Origin of the sequence: Pseudomonas sp. Leaf58 (genome assembly GCF_003627215.1) — a bacterium.
In the GTDB taxonomy this organism is placed as follows: domain Bacteria; phylum Pseudomonadota; class Gammaproteobacteria; order Pseudomonadales; family Pseudomonadaceae; genus Aquipseudomonas.
This window is the reverse complement of record NZ_CP032677.1, coordinates 3,964,558-3,983,924: the sequence shown is the minus strand read 5'-3', so window position 1 is coordinate 3,983,924 and position 19,367 is coordinate 3,964,558. Positions and strand designations below refer to the sequence as shown.

General features: G+C 66.8%; 2 protein-coding genes. Both read left to right on the top strand.

The genetic code is table 11. The annotated features are described in order from the left end of the window. Positions 1–555: 555 nt before the first annotated feature. Positions 556–7,023 (top strand): non-ribosomal peptide synthetase, encoded by a 6,468-nt coding sequence (locus tag DV532_RS18430; RefSeq protein ID WP_056804788.1) that lies wholly within the window; start codon positions 556–558, stop codon positions 7,021–7,023. 1 nt (position 7,024) lies between these two features. Further along, on the top strand, positions 7,025–19,342 hold the full coding sequence (locus tag DV532_RS18425; RefSeq protein WP_120715363.1) for a non-ribosomal peptide synthase/polyketide synthase: 12,318 nt from the start codon (positions 7,025–7,027) through the stop codon (positions 19,340–19,342). Positions 19,343–19,367 lie beyond the last annotated feature (25 nt).

Sequence of the window (19,367 nt, the reverse complement as noted above, 5' to 3'; positions counted from 1 at the left end):
CAGGGCCACCAGGTGTCCGGCATTGGATTGGGTCAGGGCCACCAGGTGCCTGCCTTGAGAGGTGTAGCGCCTGTGAGATCGAGCGCCGCCCGCGCGGCGCTTCGCGGGGCAAGCCCGCTCCTACGTTTGTTTCGGGCCAGTCCATCCTGGGCCAGCGCGCGCGACCGCCTTGGCGCATGGCGCGATATTGGATGTCACAAACAAGGCGGCCGCGCGCGCATGTCACAGGCGTTACTGGCCCGAAACAAACGTAGGAGCGGGCTTGCCCCGCGAAGCGCCGCGCGGGCGGCGCTCGATCTCATAGGCGCTACACCTCTCAAGGCAGGCACCTAGTGGCCCTGACCCAATCCAATGCCGGACCCCGGACCCCGGACCCCGGACCTCGGACCCCGGACCCCGGACCCCGGACCCCGGACCTCGGACCCCGGACCCCGGACCCCTGATGCCCCTGACCCCATCCAGCCCCAGGCACCTGTCCCCCCAGCCAATCCCCTAAATCATCCCCCCACACCTTCGTCTGACAGTTACCGCTCGACTGCCAGGACACCGCTCGACATGAACGCCGATCAAACGCTCAAGCTCGCCCGCCGCTTCATCGAACTCAGCCCCGACAAGCGCCGCCTGTTCCTCAAGGCGCTGCAGGGCGAGGGCATGGACTTTTCCGTGCTGCCGATCGCGCCCGGCGTGGCGGTGGCCGAGCGCGACCAGCTGTCGTACGCCCAGCGGCGCATGTGGTTCCTCTGGCAGCTCGACCCGCAGGGCGCGGCGTACAACCTGCCGATGGCGGTGCGCCTGCACGGTCCGTTGGACCTGGCCGCCCTGCAGCACGCCTTCGATGCCCTGGTGGCCCGCCACGAAACCCTACGCACCCGCTTCGTCGCCGACGGCGATGATGTGCGCCAGCAGGTAGACGCCGTCGCCGCACCACTGCAACTGCGTCAGGACAGCCTGATCCACCTGGATGAAAACGCCTGTCAGGCCGCCATCGAAACCCTCGCCGAAGCCGAAGCCCTGGCCCCGTTCGACCTGGCCAGCGGCCCGCTGCTGCGCGTGCGCCTGCTGCAATTGGCGACGCAGGAGCACGTGCTGCTGCTAACCCTGCACCACATCGTCGCCGACGGCTGGTCGATGAACGTGCTGATCGACGAGTTCCTGCGCCTGTACGACGCCGCCGTGGCCGGCACCGAAGCCACCTTGGAGCCGCTGCCGATCCAGTACCGCGACTACGCCCTGTGGCAGCGCAGCTGGCTGCAAGCCGGCGAGCAGGAGCGCCAGCTGGCTTACTGGCAGGCACGCCTGGGCGACGACCATTCACCGCTGGAACTGCCACTGGACCGCACCCGTCAGGGCCGGCCCAGCTACCGTGGCGCGCGCCACACGTTCCCCATCGCCGCCGATGTCGCCGAGCGCCTGCGCGGCCTGGCCCGCAAGCACAACGTCACCCTGTTCATGGTCCTGCTGGCTGCCTTCAAGCTGTTGCTGCAGCGCTACAGCGGCCAGGCGGCGATCCGCGTCGGTGTGCCTATCGCCAACCGCAACCGTGGCGAAAGCCAGGGCCTGATTGGCTGCTTCATCAATACTCAGGTGCTGCACACCGAGATCGACCCGCTGCTGGATATCGCCGGCCTGCTGCAGCGCGTGCGGGAAACCGCCGTGGGCGCGCAAAGCCACCAGGACTTGCCGTTCGAACAGCTGGTCGAAGCCCTTGAGCTGCCACGCAGCAGCGACAGCCCGTTGTTCCGCGTGCTGTTCAACCACCAGGCGCAGGTGGCGGATGTGCAAGCCCTCGAGACCCGCTCTGGCTTGAGCCTGGCACCGATCGAGCTGGCTAAGCACAGCGCCCGCTTCGACCTGGCACTGGATACCCACGAGCGCGCCGGGCAATTGCAGGCGGCGTTCACCTACGCCACCGATGTGTTCGACACAGCCACCGTCGAAGCCCTTGGCGAGCAGTGGCTGGCGCTGGTGCAGGCCCTGGCCGCTGAGGCAGCTGGCGCCGTTGGCGAGCTGGCCTTGCCGGGCCTTGCCCCTGCCATTGCCGCGCCGGTGCAGGCGGACCCATCGCTAATGGTGCAGCAACGCTTTGCTGCTGCAGCCAGCCGTCACCCTGAACGCACTGCAGTGATGGCTGCGGGCGAGCAGGCCAGCTTCGCCGAACTCGATGCCCGCGCCGAGGCCATCGCCAACCGCTTGGCCGCAGCCGGCGTGGGGCCGGACACACCGGTCGGCGTGCTGGCCGACCGCAGTGTCGGCATGCTCGCCAGTATCCTCGGTGTGCTCAAAGCCGGTGGCGCCTACCTGCCCCTGGAGCCTGAGCAGCCTGCCGAGCGCTTGGCCTACATGCTGGCCGACAGCGGCACACGCCTGGTCCTGGCCCCCGGCAACTGGCAGGCCGCGCTGCCCGGCCAGGTGCAGCACCTGGATTGGGCGCAAGCCGGCAGTCGCAGCGCCAGGCGCATCGCCCCGCTGCCGGCCAACCTGGCCTACGTGATCTACACCTCCGGCACCACCGGCCAACCCAAGGGCGTGGCGATCAGCCACGCTGCCTTGGCCAACTATGTCGACGGCATCACCGCACGCCTGCCGGTCGAGCGCATCCGCAGCATGGCGCAGGTCTCGACCCCGGCAGCAGACCTTGGCCACACCATGCTGTTCAGCGCCTTGTGCGGCGGCCACACCCTGCACCTGCTGCTGCGTGAGCAGGTGCTGGATGCCGAAGGCTTTGCCGCTTACCTGGCCGAGCACCAGGTGGATGCGTTGAAGATCGTGCCATCTCACCTGGAGGCCATGTTGGTGGCAGGCCGTGCGGCCTTGCCGGCGCAGTGCCTGGTGCTCGGTGGCGAGGCCATCAGCCCGGGCCTGCTGGGCAAGCTCCGCCACCTGGCGCCGGCGCTCAAGGTGTTCAACCACTACGGCCCGACCGAGACCACCGTCGGTGTACTGGTCGCTGAACTGAACGCGCAGCCCAGCCTCGGCCAGCCGCTGGCCAACACCCACGTCGCCGTCCTCGACCGCTGCCTGCAAGCGCTGCCGGCCAAGGCCAAGGGCGAACTGTACATTGGCGGTGCCGGCCTGGCCCGTGGCTACCTGAACCGCCCGGCACTCACCGCCGAACGCTTCGTCCCCGACCCGCACGGCAGCCATGGCCAGCGCCTGTACCGCAGCGGTGACTGGGTGCGCCAAGGCCGCGAGCTGCACTTTGCCGGGCGTATGGATGGCCAGGTGAAAATCCGTGGTTACCGGGTGGAGCTGGGCGAAATCGAAAACCAGCTGCGCGCACTGGACGGCATCGCCAACGCTTTGGTGCGCGTGCATGGCCAGGCGCCGCAGCAGCAACTGGCCGCCTGGTTGGTGCCCAGCCAGCTGCCAGTAGACAGCCAGGCCTGGTTGGACACGATTCGCGCCACCCTCAAAGGCCTGCTGCCCGAGCACATGCTGCCGAGCCAGCTGATGCTGCTGAAGCACTTGCCGGTGACGGCCAATGGCAAGGTCGACGTCAAGGCATTGCCAGAGCCGGTTGCCAGCCAGGCTGGTTATCAGGCGCCGCAGACGCCGCTGCAGGTGCAAGTGGCGCAGATCTGGGCCGAAGTGCTGCACGTGCCGCAGGTCGGCCTGAGCGACAACTTCTTCGCCCTCGGCGGGCATTCGCTGCTGGCCACCCAGGCCGTGTCGCGGGTGCGCAAGCAGTTGGGCGTGGATATCCCGCTGCGCACCCTGTTTGACACCGTCGACCTGCAGGCCTTCGCCCTGGCAGTGGCCGAAGGTGAGCAGGGCGCGGGCCTGGACATCGAAATCCTCGACCGCCAGCAGCCATTGCCGGTGTCCCGTTCGCAAAACCGCCAATGGCTGTTCTGGAAGCTCAACCCCAAAAGCTTGGCCTACCACACGCCGCTGGCCGTGCGCATGCAGGGCCACCTCGACCACACCGCCATGCAGGCCGCGCTGGACGCCTTGGTGGCCCGCCACGAATCGCTACGCACGGTGTTCGTCGAAGCCGATGGCTTGCCCTGGCAGCGCATCCTGCCAGCGGCCACGGTACCGATCGGCTTCGACGACCTTAGCGGCCAAGACCACGCCGCGCAGTTGCGCAGGTTGGAAGCCGAAGCCTTCGTGCCGTTCGACCTGGAGCACGGCCCGCTGCTGCGTGCGCGCCTGTTCAAGGTGCATGCGCAGGAACACCTGTTGTCGCTGACCTTGCACCATATCGTCTCTGACGGCTGGTCGATGAGCCTGCTGGTGCGCGAGTTCGCCGCCGCCTACAACGCCGCTGCCACTGGCCAGGCGCAAGCCATCGAGCCGCTGCCGGTGCAGTACGCCGACTTCGCTGCCTGGCAACGCAAGTGGTTGGCCGAGGGGCAGATGCAGGCGCAGATCGACTACTGGAAGGCCCGCCTGGAAGACGACTTCGAAGTGCTGGAGCTGCCCGCCGAGCGCATTCGCCCGCAGGTCAAGAGCTACCAGGGCAGCCGCTTCGACGTGCGCCTGCCGCAGGCCCTTACCGAGCGCCTGCGCGCACTGGCGGTGGCGTCCAACGCCACGCTGTTCCATGTATTTCTGGCGGCCTATGCCATTGTGCTGTCGCGTTACAGCCGCAAGGGCACGCTGAACATCGGCGTGCCGGTCACCAACCGCAACCGCCTGGAGCTTGAAGGGCTGATCGGCTTCTTCATCAACGTGGTGGTAGCCCGTATCGCTGTCGACCCCAGCCAGCCGTTCCCGCAACTGCTGGCTGCCATCAAGGAGACCACCTTGCAGGCCCAGGCCAATAAGGACGTGCCGTTCCTTGAAGTGGCCGAAGCGCTGTACCCGGACCGCGACCAGGGCGTGAACCCGTTCTTCCAGGTGCTGTACAACCACCTGCGCGACCTGGGCGAGCAGGTGTCCAGCGATGCCCTGCATGGCCTGCAGGTCAGGGAAGTGGACTTGCTGGAGCCGGGCGCGCAGTACGACATCTCGCTCAACACCCTGGAGCGCGCCGATGGCGTGACCGCTTCGTTCAACTATTCCACCGACCTGTTCGACGCAGCGCGGATCGAGCGCATGGCCGGGCACTGGCAGGCGCTGCTGGAAGCCATCTGCGCCCAGCCGCAGCGCTGCATTGCCGAGCTGGACTTGCTCGGCCGCGCCGAACGCCAGCAGTTGACCCACGGCTGGAACCCCGTGCCCCAGGCCAACAGTGGCCTGTGCGCACACCAATTGCTGGAGCGCCAGGCGCATGAACGGCCAGGCGCGCTAGCGTTGATTTTCGACCACCAGCAAATGACCTACGCCGAGTTGGACCGCAGCAGCAACCAGTTGGCGCACCGCCTACGGGCGCTGGGCGTGGGGCCGGATCGCCTGGTTGGTGTGGCTGTCGAGCGCGGCCTGGGCATGGCCTTGGCGCTGATCGCGATTCACAAGGCCGGGGGTGCCTACGTGCCGCTGGACCCCGATTACCCGCAAGACCGCCTGGCCTACATGGTCGAGGACAGCGGCATCGGCCTGCTGCTGGCTGACGCGCCTTCGCGTGAGCGCCTGCAACTGGGCAAGCAACTGCCCTGCGTGGTGCTGGAGCCCGGCACCGAGTGGCTGCAAGCCTGGCCTGGCGAGCCGCTGGTGAACCTGGCGGCGCCGCAGCACCTCGCCTACGTAATCTACACCTCCGGCTCCACCGGCATGCCCAAAGGCGTGGCCATCGATCACCACGCCCTGTCGATGTTCTGCCAGGTGGCCGCCGACTATTCGCGCCTTGGCCCGGACGACCGCGTGCTGCAGTTCGCTACCGTCAGTTTCGACGGCTTCATCGAGCAGTTCTTCCCGCCGCTGGCCCAGGGCGCCTGCGTGGTGCTGCGCGACCTGCGGCTGTGGGACACCGCCACCTTGCTGGCCGAGATCAACCGCCACGGCGTGACCGTGGCCGACCTGCCGGCAGCTTACTGGCGCCTGCTGGCGCTGGAGCGCCGCACGCCCGAGGCCTATGGCCGGCTGAAGCAGATTCACGTCGGCGGTGAGGCGGTGCCGGAAGACGGCCTGCGCGCCTGGCTGGCCGATGGCCCGCCAGCGGTGCGCCTGCTGAACACCTACGGCCCGACCGAAGCCACCGTGGTCGCCAGCACCTATGACTGCTCGGCGATGACCGTGGTGCAGCTCAGCCAGGGCGGCGTACCGATCGGCCGCGCCTTGCCAGGCCGTACCCTGTACGCGCTGGACGATGGCCTGGCGCCTACCCCGGTGGGCGTGCCCGGCGAGCTGTTCATTGGCGGCGCGGGGTGCCTGGCGCGTGGTTACCACCAGCGGCCGTCGCTCACTGCCGAGCGCTTCATCCCCGATCCATTCGACCCGGTTGGCGGTGGCCGCCTGTACCGCACCGGCGACCTTGGCTGTTACGACGAAAACGGCCAGCTGGCCTATCGCGGCCGGGTCGACCACCAGGTGAAAGTGCGCGGTTTTCGCATCGAATTGGGCGAGATCGAGCAGTACCTGCGGGCCCACCCGGGCGTGCGTGAAGCCACCGTGCTGGCCATCGACCTGCCCGGTGGCAAGCAGCTGTGCGCCTACGCGGTACCGGCGGAGGGCCAGCGTGGCGACCTGCGCCTGGCCTTGAAGCAGCACCTCAAGGCCAGCCTGCCGGACTACATGATCCCGTCTTATCTGGTGACCCTGCCGAGCATGCCGTTAACCCCCAGCGGCAAGCTCGATCGCAAGGCCCTGCCGCTGCCCGAGCCGAGCCAGCCGCAACAGGACTACCAGGCGCCACAGACCGAGCGGCAACAGCAGCTGGCGAGCATCTGGACACAGTTGCTCAACGTTGCCCGGGTCGGCCTGAACGACAACTTCTTCGAGCTGGGCGGCCACTCCCTGCTGGCTGCCCAGGCGGTGTCGCGCATTAACGTAGAGCTGGGGCTGGACGTGCCGCTGCGGCTGATCTTCAGCCACCCCGAATTGCGCGCGTTCGCCCAGGCGCTGGACGAGCAGGGGCTGTCGCTGAGCGATGACGGCTTGAGCGATATCGAACACATGATGAACGCATTCTCAGAGGCCTGACATGGAACTCACCGCAGCACAACGCATCGCCCAACGTTTCGTCGGCCTTCCCGTCGAGCAACGCCAGCAGATCCTGGAAAAGATGCAGGCCAGCGGGCAGAGCTTCCGCCTGCTGCCCATCGTACCGGCGCGTCAGGGCCTGGCGCGCATTCCGCTGTCGTATGCCCAGCAGCGCCTGCTGTTCCTCTGGCAGCTGGAGCCTGACAGCTCGGCCTACAACGTGCCGCTGGCCGTGCGCCTGAAAGGCGCGCTGGACCAAGCGGTGCTGCAACAGGCACTGGACGCGCTGGTGCAGCGTCACCAATCACTACGGACGCGCTTCGCCGCGCAAGAGGGTGAATTCCACCAGGAAATTCTCGACCACTGCCCGCTGCCGATCGAGCTGGTGATGTTCGACGGCGCTGCCGATGAAGCCACGCTGAGCGTGGCCGTGGACGCGGCCCTCAAGCAGCCCTTCGACCTGCTGTCCGGCCCGCTGCTGCGGGTGACCCTGCTGCGCGTCGAGGACCAGCACCATGTGCTGGCGCTGAGCATGCACCACATCATTTCTGATGGCTGGTCCAGCGATGTGCTGGTGCAGGAGTTCATCCAGCTGTACACCGCCTTGGCCGAAGGCAGGCAGGCCGAGTTGCCAGCGTTGCCGATTCAGTACGCCGACTACGCGATCTGGCAGCGCGCCTGGCTAGAGGCCGGTGAAGCGCAGCGCCAGTTGGCCTACTGGCAGGCCCAACTGGGCGATGAGCAGCCGGTGTTGAGCCTGCCGCTGGACTTCCAGCGCCCAGCCACGCCCAGCCAGCGCGGTGCAGTGGTGCGCGTGGACATCGGCGCCGAGCAGGCCGAGGCCCTGCGCAGCCAGGCGCGCAAAGCTGGCCACACGCTGTTCGTGTTGGTGCTGGCGGCCGTGGCGGTGGTGCTGTCGCGCTACAGCGGCCAGGCCGACATCCGCATCGGCGCACCCAACGCCGGGCGCAACCGCAAGGAACTGGAGGGCCTGATCGGTTTCTTCATCAACACCCAAGTGCTGCGCGTGCAGGTGGACGAGCGCGCCACCTTCGCCGCGCTGCTGGCGCAGTGCAGGGACGTGATCGGTGGCGCCCAATCGCACCAGGAGCTGCCGTTCGAGCACCTGGTCGATGCCTTGCTGCCCGAACGCAACCTGGCCCACAACCCGCTGTTCCAGTTCAAGATCAACCAGCACGTGGCCGCCAGTGACACCGGCCGCAAGCGCCTGGGCCCGCTGGAAGTGGCAGGTTTTGCCCGGGACGGTGGCGATGCCCGCTTTGACCTGGCGTTCGACTTCTCCGACAAGGCCGATGGCATCGAAGGCTACTTCACCTACGCTACCGACCTGTTTGAACGGGCTACCATCGAGCGCATGGCTGGCTCACTGCGCCAGGTATTGAACGCGCTGATCTGCGACCCGCAGCAAGCCATTGTCGACTGCCGGGAAATGGCCGCTGCGCTGCCGGCCACCACGCGCAGCTACCCGTGCAGTGACTTCCTCGCCCTGTGGCGCCAGGCAATGGCGCCAGGCCAGGCCAGCGGCGGTGTGCGTGCCGGTGAGCGGTTCATGACCCAGGCCGGGCTGGAGGCAGGGTCCAACCGCCTGGCCGACTACTTGCGCCAGCGTGGCGTCGGTGCGGGTAGCATCGTTGCCCTGTGCCTGCCGCGTTCCATCGAGTGGGTCAGTGCCTTGCTGGCGGTACTCAAGAGCGGCGCCGCCTTCTTGCCGCTGGACACCCAGCAACCGCAGGAGCGCCTGCAACAACTGGTCACCGACAGCGGTGCCGTGGTGCTGCTGCACGAACCGGGTGATGACCGCTTCGCCGGCCTGAAGGGCGTGCAGGTGATAGCCTGCGACCCGGCCAACTGGGCTAGCTGCAGCGAGCGCCCGGTCGAGCTGGCCATTGTCGCCGAACAACCGGCTTACCTGATCTACACCTCAGGCTCGACGGGCCAGCCGAAAGGCGTGGTGGTCAGCCACGGGGCGTTGGCCAGTTACACTCAGGCGATGCTCGAACGCCTGCAACTGCCGGCTGCGGCAAGCATGGCGATGGTGTCCACCACGGCTGCCGACCTGGGCCACACCGTGCTGTTCGGCGCCCTGGCCTCGGGCCGCCTGCTGCACCTGCTGCCACAGGAACTGGCGTTCGACCCGGATGGCTTCGCCAGCTACATGGCGCAGCATCAGGTCGGCGTGCTGAAGCTGGTGCCAAGCCACCTGCAAGGCCTGCTGCAAGCAGCTCGCGCGGCTGAGGTGCTGCCTGCCGAAGCGCTGATCCTGGGTGGCGAAGCGTGCAGCTGGGGGCTGTTGGAAAAGGTCCGCGAACTGCGCCCAAATTGCCGGGTCATCAACCATTACGGGCCGACCGAAACCACCGTCGGGGTGCTCACCTTCGAGCCGGCTCAACCACTGCCAGGCTGCCGCACGGTGCCGGTCGGGCGCCCGCTGGGCAATGCCTGCGCGCAGCTGTTGGACGGTTACCTCAACCCGTTGGCGGCGCAGCTGGCCGGTGAACTTTACTTGGGCGGGCAGGGCGTCGCTCAAGGCTACCTGGGCCAGCCAGCGCTGACCGCCGAACGCTTCGTGCCCACCGCGGGCGGGGCCCGCTTGTACCGCACCGGCGACCGTGCGCGGCTGACCGCCGATGGCTTGATCGAGTTCATTGGCCGCGCCGACGACCAGGTGAAGATCCGCGGCTACCGGGTAGAGCCGGGTGAAGTCGGCCGGGTGTTGGCCGGCCTGCCGGGTGTCAGCGAAGCGGTGGTGCTGGCATTGCCGCTGGAAGGTGACGCCGAGCGCCTGCAACTGGTGGCTTATGCCGTGGCCGCTGGCGGGGTGACTGTGCAGCAGTTGCAGGCGCAACTGCAAACACGCCTGCCGGACTACCTGGTGCCGGCGCAGATGCTGCTGCTGGAGCGCCTGCCGCTGACCGCCAACGGCAAGCTCGACAAGCGTGCGCTGCCGACGCCAGGCGCGGTCAGCCGTGGCTATGTGGCGCCGGTCGGTGCAGTCGAGGAAGCCCTGGCCGCGGTGTGGGCCGATGTGCTCAAGCTGGAACGGGTTGGCAGCAGCGACAACTTCTTCGAACTGGGTGGCGACTCGATCCTTAGCCTGCAGATCATCGCCCGGGCCAAGCGCCAGGGCATCAGAATTACCCCCAAGCAACTGTTCGAGCAACAGACCATCGCCCAGCTGGCCCAGGTGGCCAAGCGTATCGAGGCCAAGCCGGCAGTCGCCATGGACGCCGCCATCAGTGGCGAGGCCCTGTTGTTGCCGGCGCAGGCGCGGTTCTTCGAGATGGATATTGCCCACCCGGCGCACTGGAACCAGTCGGTGTTGCTCAAACCGGCCAGCCCGCTGCAGGTGCAGCAGCTGGAGGCAGCCCTGCATGCGGTGGTCGCACAGCACGATGCCCTGCGCCTGCGCTTCAGCGCTGGCGATGGGCAATGGCAGGCACGCTTCCAGCCGTTGGATAGTGCACCGCTGCTGCACCAGCGCCACCTGGCCGCGCTGGACGAACTGGACGCCGCTGGCAATGAGCTACAAGCCAGCCTGAACCTGCAGCATGGGCCGCTGCTGCGCGCCGGACTGTTCGATTGCGCCGATGGCCAACAGCGTCTGCTGCTGGTGGTCCATCACCTGGTGGTCGATGGCGTGTCGTGGCGTGTCCTGCTGGAAGACCTGCAGGCAGCCTACCAGCAGTTGCTGAACGGCCAGGCCGTGAACCTGCCGGCCAAGACCACCCCGGTAAAAACCTGGGCCGAGCGCCTGGCCAGCCACGCCGGTAGCCCGGCGCTGCACGCGCAGCGCGACTACTGGTTGCAGGCGCTGGCAGGCGACACTGCCGAGCTGCCGCGGGACAACCCGCAGGGCAGCCTGGACAACCGCCATGCCCGTACCGCTGCCACGCGGCTGGATGCCGCGCGCACCGCCAAGCTGCTGAAGCAGGCCCCGGCCGCCTACCGTACGCAAATCAACGACCTGCTGCTGACGGCGCTGGCACGCACCCTGTGCCAGTGGGGCGCACAGGACAACGTGCAGGTCCTGCTGGAGGGCCACGGTCGCGAAGACCTGTTCGACGACCTCGACCTCAGCCGCACCGTGGGTTGGTTCACCAGCCTGTTCCCGGTGCGCCTGACGCCAAGCCACGACCTTGGCCAGTCGATCAAGGCGATCAAGGAGCAACTGCGCGCGGTGCCGGACAAAGGCCTCGGCTATGGCCTGCTGCGCTACCTGGGTGATGCCGAGGTGCGTGGGCGACTTGCGGGTGCCAGCCAGGCCCGCGTCACCTTCAACTACCTGGGCCAGTTCGATGCCAGCTTCGCTGCCGAGGCCGGCGCACTGTTCACCCCTAGTGGGGAAAGTGCAGGCCGCAACCAATGCGCCGGCGCGCCGCTGGGTAACTGGCTGAGCATCACCGGCCAGGTGTATGGCGGCGAGCTGTTCCTGGAGTGGACCTACAGTACCGATATGTACCAGCCGGCCACCATCGAACAGCTGGCCAAAGCGTATGAGCAAGCCTTGGCAGAACTGGTCGAGCACTGCTGCGATGCCCGCCACCAAGGCCTGACGCCGTCGGACTTCCCGCTGGCCGCGCTGACCCAGGCGCAACTGGACAGCCTGGCGCTGGAGGCGGCGCAGATCGCCGATGTCTACCCGCTGTCACCGATGCAGCAGGGCATGCTGTTCCATACCCTTTACGACCAGCAGGCCGGCAACTACATCAACCAGCTGCGCGTGGAGGTGCATGGGCTGGATGTGCAGCGCTTCAAGCAGGCTTGGCAGGCCACGCTTGATACCCATGCCATCCTGCGCACTGGTTTTGTCTGGCAGGGCGAACTCGAGCAAGCCGTGCAGGTGGTGCGCAAGGCCGTCGAGCTGCCGTGCAGTGAGCATGACTGGCGAGGCCAGCCAGCGCTGGCGCAGGCCCTGCAGACGCTGGCCGAAGATGAGCGCCAACGCGGCTTCGACCTGGCTGCCGCACCGCTGTTGCGCCTGGTGCTGGTGCGCACGGGCGATAGCAGCCACCAGCTGATCTACACCAACCACCATATCCTCATGGACGGCTGGAGCACCTCGCGCCTGCTGGGCGAAGTGCTGCAGCGCTATGCCGGCCTGGCACCGCAGGCCCCGGCCACGCATTACCGCGATTACATCGCCTGGCTGCAAGGCCAGGACGCGGCGCTTGCCGAAGCCTTCTGGAAGGCCCAGCTCGCCGGCCTGGACGAACCGACCCGCCTGGCCCAGGCCATCACCGGCAGTGCGGGCGCGAGCGGCGCCGGTTACGGCGACCACCGGCTGGCCTTCGACCGCGAACAGACCGCGCGCATCGCAGCCTTCGCCCGGGCCAACCGGGTCACGGTCAACACCCTGGTGCAGTCGGCCTGGTTGCTGCTGTTGCAGCGCTGCACCGGCCAGGCCAGCGTGTGCTTTGGCGCCACTGTAGCCGGGCGCCCGGCTGACCTGCCGGGGGTGGAAGAACAGATCGGCCTGTTCATCAACACCCTGCCGGTGATTGGCGCGCCGCGTGCTGAACAGCGCGTGGCCGAGTGGATCGGCCAGGTGCAGGCCGGCAACCTGGCCCTGCGCGAGTTCGAGCACACCCCGCTGTACGACGTGCAGCGCTGGGCCGGGCAGGGCGGTGACGCCTTGTTCGACAGCATCCTGGTGTTCGAGAACTACCCGGTGGCCGAAGCGCTGCAACAGGGTGCGCCCGGTGGCCTGCGCTTTGGCGAGGTAACCGTACAGGAGCAAACCAACTACCCGCTGACCCTGGTGGTAGAACTGGGCGCGACGCTGTCGATGCAGTACAGCCATGACCGCACGCTGTGGAGCGACGAGACCATCGGCCGCCTGGCGGGCTACTTTGCCAACTTGCTGCAAGCGCTGGTGGAAAATGCTGACAGGGTAGTCGGTGAGTTGCCGATGCTGGGCCAGCCGGAACAGCAACAGATGGTCGAAAGCTGGAACCACACTCAGGCGGCATACCCTGACGCGCGCAGTATTCATCAGCTGATCGAAGCCCAGGTGTTGGCCACCCCGGATGCGCCTGCGCTGGTGTTTGGCGAGCAAACCCTGAGCTATGCCGAGCTCAACCGCCGGGCCAACCAGCTGGCGCACAAGCTGCGCGAACTGGGCGTGGGGCCGGACGTATTGGTGGGCATCGCCATGGCGCGCAGCCTGGAAATGGTCATCGGCCTGCTGGGTATCGTCAAGGCCGGTGGCGCCTATGTGCCACTGGACCCGGAATACCCCCAGGACCGCCTGAGCTACATGTTCGAGGACAGTGGCATCGCCTTGCTGCTGACCCAGTCACACCTGCGCGCAGCCCTGCCGATTCCGAGCGGCCTGCGCAGCCTGGACCTGGACACCGAGCGCCTCGACGGCTACCGCGATGCCAACCCGAACATCGACGTGGCGCCGCTGAACCTGGCCTACGTGATCTACACCTCCGGCTCCACCGGCCGCCCGAAAGGCGCCGGCAACAGCCACCAGGCGCTGGTCAACCGCCTGTGCTGGATGCAAAAGGCCTACGGCCTGGGCGCCCGCGACAGCGTGCTGCAGAAAACCCCGTTCAGCTTCGACGTGTCGGTGTGGGAGTTCTTCTGGCCGTTGATGGCCGGTGCGCGGCTGGTCATGGCCCAACCAGGGGCGCACCGCGACCCGCAGCTGCTGGTCGAAACCATCAACCACTACGGCATCAGCACGCTGCACTTCGTGCCGTCGATGCTGCAGGCGTTCATGACCCACGAAGCGGTCGAGAGTTGTGTCAGCCTCAAGCGCGTGGTGTGCAGCGGTGAAGCGCTGCCCGCTGAGCTGGCCCGGCACACCTTGCAACGCCTGCCCACGGTGGGCCTGTACAACCTGTACGGCCCGACCGAAGCGGCGATCGACGTTACCCACTGGACCTGCCAGGCGGACGAAAGCATCAGCGTGCCGATCGGCCAGCCGATCGACAACCTGAAGACCCATATCCTCGACGCCAGCCTGCAACCGGCGGTGCGCGGCAGTGCCGGTGAGCTGTACCTCGGTGGCGTTGGCCTGGCGCGTGGTTATCACCAGCGCCCGGCGCTGACCGCCGAGCGCTTCGTGCCAGACCCGTTCAGCGCCCACGGCGGGCGTCTGTACCGCACTGGCGACCTGGCGCGCTACCGCGGCGACGGCGTGATCGACTACGCCGGGCGCATCGACCATCAGGTGAAGATACGTGGCCTGCGCATCGAGCTGGGCGAGATCGAAGCGCGCCTGCTGGAGTTGCCGAGCGTGCAGGAAGCGGTGGTGCTGGCCCAGGACGGGCCGAGTGGCAAGCAACTGGTGGGCTATGTGGTGCCTGCCCATAGCACGCAAGACGAAGGCGCAGTGCGCGACAGCCTGCGCGAAGCCCTGAAGGCTAGCCTGCCGGACTACATGGTGCCGGCGCACCTGTTGCTGCTCGACAAGCTGCCAGTGACGCCGAACGGCAAGCTGGACCGCAAGGCCCTGCCACAGCCGGATGCCAGCCAATTGCAGGGCGAGTACATCGCCCCGCAGAGCGCGCTGGAGCAGCAAATCGCGGCGATTTGGGCGGATGTGTTGAAGTTGGAGCGGGTCGGCCTGAACGACAACTTCTTTGAGTTGGGCGGCGACTCGATCATCTCGTTGCAGGTGGTTAGCCGTGCACGCCAGGTGAATATCCAGTTCACGCCCAAGGAGCTGTTCGAGGCCCAGACGGTGCGCGGGCTGGCCAGGCTCGCCAGCCGCGGTGAATGTGGCGTGATCGATCAGGGCGCAGTCACGGGCGCGACACAGCTCACACCTATCCAGCACTGGTTCTTCGAACAGCCCATTGCCGTGCGCCATCACTGGAACCAGTCGGTGCTGCTCACGCCAGCTGAAGCGCTCGACCCCGCGACGCTCGATGCCGCATTGCAGGCATTGCTGGGGCACCACGACGCCCTGCGCTTGCGCCTGTTCGGCCATGGGGCGCACTGGCAGGCGGAATTTGCCGAGACAGGTTACACCCAGCTGTTGTGGCATCGCGATTTCGCCAGCGTCGAGCACCTGCAGCAAAGCGCCCGTGAAGCCCAGCGCAGCCTCGACCTTGAGCACGGTCCGTTGCTGCGGGCCATGCTCGCCGCGCTGCCTGACGGTAGCCAGCGGCTGCTGTTGGTCATCCATCACCTGGCGGTAGACGGTGTGTCGTGGCGTGTGCTGCTGGAAGACCTGCAGCAGGCTTACCAGGCACTGGCTGCCGGGGAGCGGTTGCAACTTCCGGCCAAGACCAGTTCGTACAAGGCCTGGGCCGAGCGTTTGCAAACGTATGCCGCTGCACCACAGCTTCGGCAGGAACTGGGTTATTGGCAGGCGCAATTGCACGGGGCCAGCGAAGTGCTGCCCTGTGACAACCCACAAGGCAGCCGGCAACTGAAGCATGCTGCTTCGGTCAGCACGCGCCTGGATGTGGAAAGCACCCGACGGCTGTTGCAGGAATGCTCGGCGGCCTATCGCACGCAGATCAACGACCTGTTGCTGACGGCGCTGGCGCAGGCGGTCAGCCGCTGGAGCGGCCAGCCTGAAGTGCTGGTACGCCTGGAAGGGCATGGCCGCGAAGACCTGTTCGCAGGTATCGACCTGACGCGCACGGTGGGCTGGTTCACCAGCCTGTACCCGGTGAAGCTGAGCCCGCAGGCGGACCTGGCAAGTTCAATCAAGACCATCAAGGAGCAGCTGCGCGCCGTGCCTGATAAAGGCCTGGGCTATGGCGTTCTGCGCTACCTCGGCGATGCGGTGAGCCGCGAGGCCCTTGCCGCGTTGCCTGTAGGGCAGATCGTTTTCAACTATCTCGGGCAGTTCGACGGCAGCTTCGATGGTGAAACAGGGTTGTTCACCCCCGCCAGCGAGAACCATGGTGCCAGGCAGGACGCCGAAGCACCGTTGGCCAGCCTGTTGACTGTCAACGGCCAGGTGTATGGCGGCGAGCTACGCCTGGAGTGGACCTTCAGCCAGGACGTACATCGCCGGGAAACCATCGAGCAATTGGCCCAGGCTTACCAGCAGGCCTTGGCTGCGATCATTGAGCATTGCTGTAACGGTGGGCATCGCGGCCTGACCCCATCGGACTTCCCGTTGGCCAACCTGAGCCAGACACAGCTCGACCAGTTGCCGGTTGCCGTGGCGGAGATCGCCGATGTCTACCCGTTGTCGCCGATGCAGCAGGGCATGCTGTTCCACAGCATCTATGAGCAAGGCAGCGGCAACTACATCAACCAGATGCGCGTGGATGTGGATGGCCTGGATGTACCGGCCTTCAGGCAGGCCTGGGCTGCTGCCCTGCAGGCCCACGACATCCTGCGTAGCAGCTTCATCTGGCAGGGTGACCTGGGCCAGGCGGTGCAGGTGGTGCGCAAGCAGGTGACACTGCCGTTCAGCGAACATGACTGGCGTGCCGAGAATGAGCTGGCACGGGCGCTGAGCAGCCTGGCGGAGGCCGACCGGCAGCGTGGCTTCGAGCTGGTCGAGGCGCCCTTGTTGCGCCTGGTGCTGGTGCGTACGGGGGCGGCACGTCATCACCTGATCTTCACCTGCCATCACATCCTGATGGATGGCTGGAGCACCTCGCAGTTGCTGGGTGAAGTGCTCCAGCGTTATGCCGGTCAGCCTGTGCGGGCAGCGGCGGGCAGCTACCGTGACTACATCGCCTGGTTGCAGCGCCAGGATGTACTGCAGGCCGAAACCTTCTGGCGGGGCCAGATGGCCGAGTTCCACGAACCGACGCGCCTGGCCCAGGCCGTGCGCAGTGGTGAGCATGAGGGCCAGGGCCACCAGGTGCATCACCAGCTGTTCGATGCCGGGCTTACCGCGCGAGTCGAAGCCTTTGCCCGCGCCCAGCGCGTCACCGTCAACACCCTGGTACAGGCCACCTGGCTGTTGTTGATGCAGCGTTATACCGGGCAGTCTGCGGTCTGCTTCGGCGCCACGGTCGCGGGCCGGCCGGCGCAACTGGCGGGCGTGGAAGCGCAAATCGGCTTGTTCATCAACACCCTGCCGGTGGTCGGTGCAGCGCAGTGCGAGCAAAGCGTCGCGCAATGGATCGGGCAGGTGCAGGCGAGCAACCTGGCCATGCGGGAATACGAACATACACCGCTGTACGACGTGCAGCGCTGGGCCGGCCTTGGTGGTGAAGCGTTGTTCGACAGCCTGGTGGTATTCGAAAGCTATCCGGTCTCCGAAGCCCTGCAGCAGGGCATGCCAGGTGGTTTGGCGTTTGGCGCTGTCGAGGTCCGCGAGCAGACCAACTACCCGCTGACCCTGTTGGTGAGCCTTGGCGACAGCCTGGCGATCCAGTACCGGCATGACCGCGCGTACTGGCGTGGCGAGGCGATCGAGCAGTTGGCCCATCACTTCGCTACGCTGCTTGACGCCATGGTGAGCGACCCAGCTGCTGCCGTGGGCGATCTGCCGCTGCTCGATGCCGCCCAGCATCAGCTTATCGTGCAGGACTGGAACCAGACGGCGGCCAGTTACCCGGCCGACCGTTGTATCCACCAGCTGTTCGAAGCCCAGGTGGCTGCCGCACCAGGCGCCGTTGCGCTGATCCATGGTGAGCAGACCCTCAGCTATGCCGCGCTCAATGCACGGGCCAACCAACTGGCACACAAGCTGCGCGAAGCGGGTGTGGGCCGGGAGGTGCTGGTGGGGGTGGCCATGGAGCGTGGCCTGGACATGGTGGTGGCGCTGATGGCGATCCTCAAGGCGGGTGGCGCCTATGTGCCGCTCGACCCGGGCTACCCGCAGGAGCGCCTGGTGTACATGCTGGAAGACAGCCAGGCGATCCTGCTGCTGTCGCAATCACACCTGCGCGAACGTGTACCGGCCAGCTTCCAGGCGCGCACGCTGCTGGTCGACCAACTGCAGCTTGGTGGCTACGAGGTGAGCGACCCGGTGTGTGTGACCACACCGGACAACCTGGCGTACTGCATCTACACCTCTGGCTCCACCGGCAAGCCCAAGGGGGTACAGATCGAACACCGCAGCGCTGTGGCAATGATCGGTTGGGCGCAGTCGGTGTATAGCCAGCAGGACCTGTGCGGCGTGTTGGCGTCGACGTCGATCTGTTTCGACCTGTCGGTCTGGGAGCTGTTCGTCACCCTCGGCTCGGGTGGTTATGCGGTGCTGGCGGCCAATGCCCTGGAGTTACCGCACCTGCCGGCCAGGGACCAGGTGCGCCTGGTCAACACGGTGCCCTCGGCCATCAAGGTATTGCATGAGACCGGTCAGTTGCCGCCCAGCGTGCGCATCATCAACCTGGCGGGGGAGGCGCTCAAGCAGGGGCTGGTCGACGCGCTGTACGGCACTGGGCATGTGCTCAAGGTGTACGACCTGTATGGGCCCTCGGAAGACACTACCTATTCCACCTTTGCCCTGCGTACGCAAGGTGGCCGAGCGAATATCGGCCGGCCGCTTTCCAACAGTGCCGTATACCTGTTGAGCGAGGCCGGGGCGCCGCTGCCGATAGGGCTGGTGGGGGAGCTGTACATGGCGGGTGCGGGCCTGGCTCGTGGGTACCTGGCGCGGCCTGGGCTTACCGCCGAGCGCTTCATCCCCGACCCGTTCGGTGGGCACGGTGGCCGCCTGTATCGCACCGGCGACCTGGCGCGCCAGGACGCCGACGGGGTCATCGAATACGTTGGGCGCATCGACCATCAAGTGAAGATCCGCGGCTTCCGTATCGAGCTCGGCGAGATCGAGGCGCGCCTGCAACACCTGGATGCGGTCCGCGAAGCGCTGGTGCTGGCGCTTGATGCAGCGGGCGGCCAGCAACTGGTGGGCTACGTGGTGCCAGCTGATGCGCTGTCAGTCGCTGACGAGGCGGCCCAGGCAGCGCTGCGCGAAACCCTGCGCGCCGAGCTGAAGGCCAGCTTGCCGGAGTACATGGTGCCTGCGCACCTGTTGGTGCTGGAAAGCCTGCCACTGACCCCGAACGGCAAGCTGGACCGCAAGGCCCTGCCGCAGCCGGACGGCAATCAGCGTCAGGCGGGCTACAGGGCGCCGGAAACCGAACTGGAGCGTCGGATCGCAGCGATATGGGCTGAAGTTCTGTGCCTGGAAAACGTCTCTCTTACCGACAACTTCTTCGAGCTGGGGGGCCACTCCTTGCTGGCAACCCAGGCGGTAGCACGGCTGCAGATCGAACTGGGGACGAACCTGCCACTCGCGTTGTTGTTCCAGACAGAGAACCTGCAGGCCTTTGCACAAGCGGTCGGCAGTCTCGGTACCCGAAACGACGGAGACCTGGATGAGCTCCAGGACTTCATGGCAGAGCTCGAGGCGGTTTGAGATGCACACGGACAACAGAAACGCA

What these genes read in the sequence shown, in the direction of transcription:
- DV532_RS18430 (WP_056804788.1), top strand. Translation starts at nt 556, where the DNA reads ATGAACGCCGATCAAACGCTCAAGCTCGCCCGCCGCTTCATCGAACTC.
- DV532_RS18425 (WP_120715363.1), top strand. Translation starts at nt 7,025, where the DNA reads ATGGAACTCACCGCAGCACAACGCATCGCCCAACGTTTCGTCGGCCTT.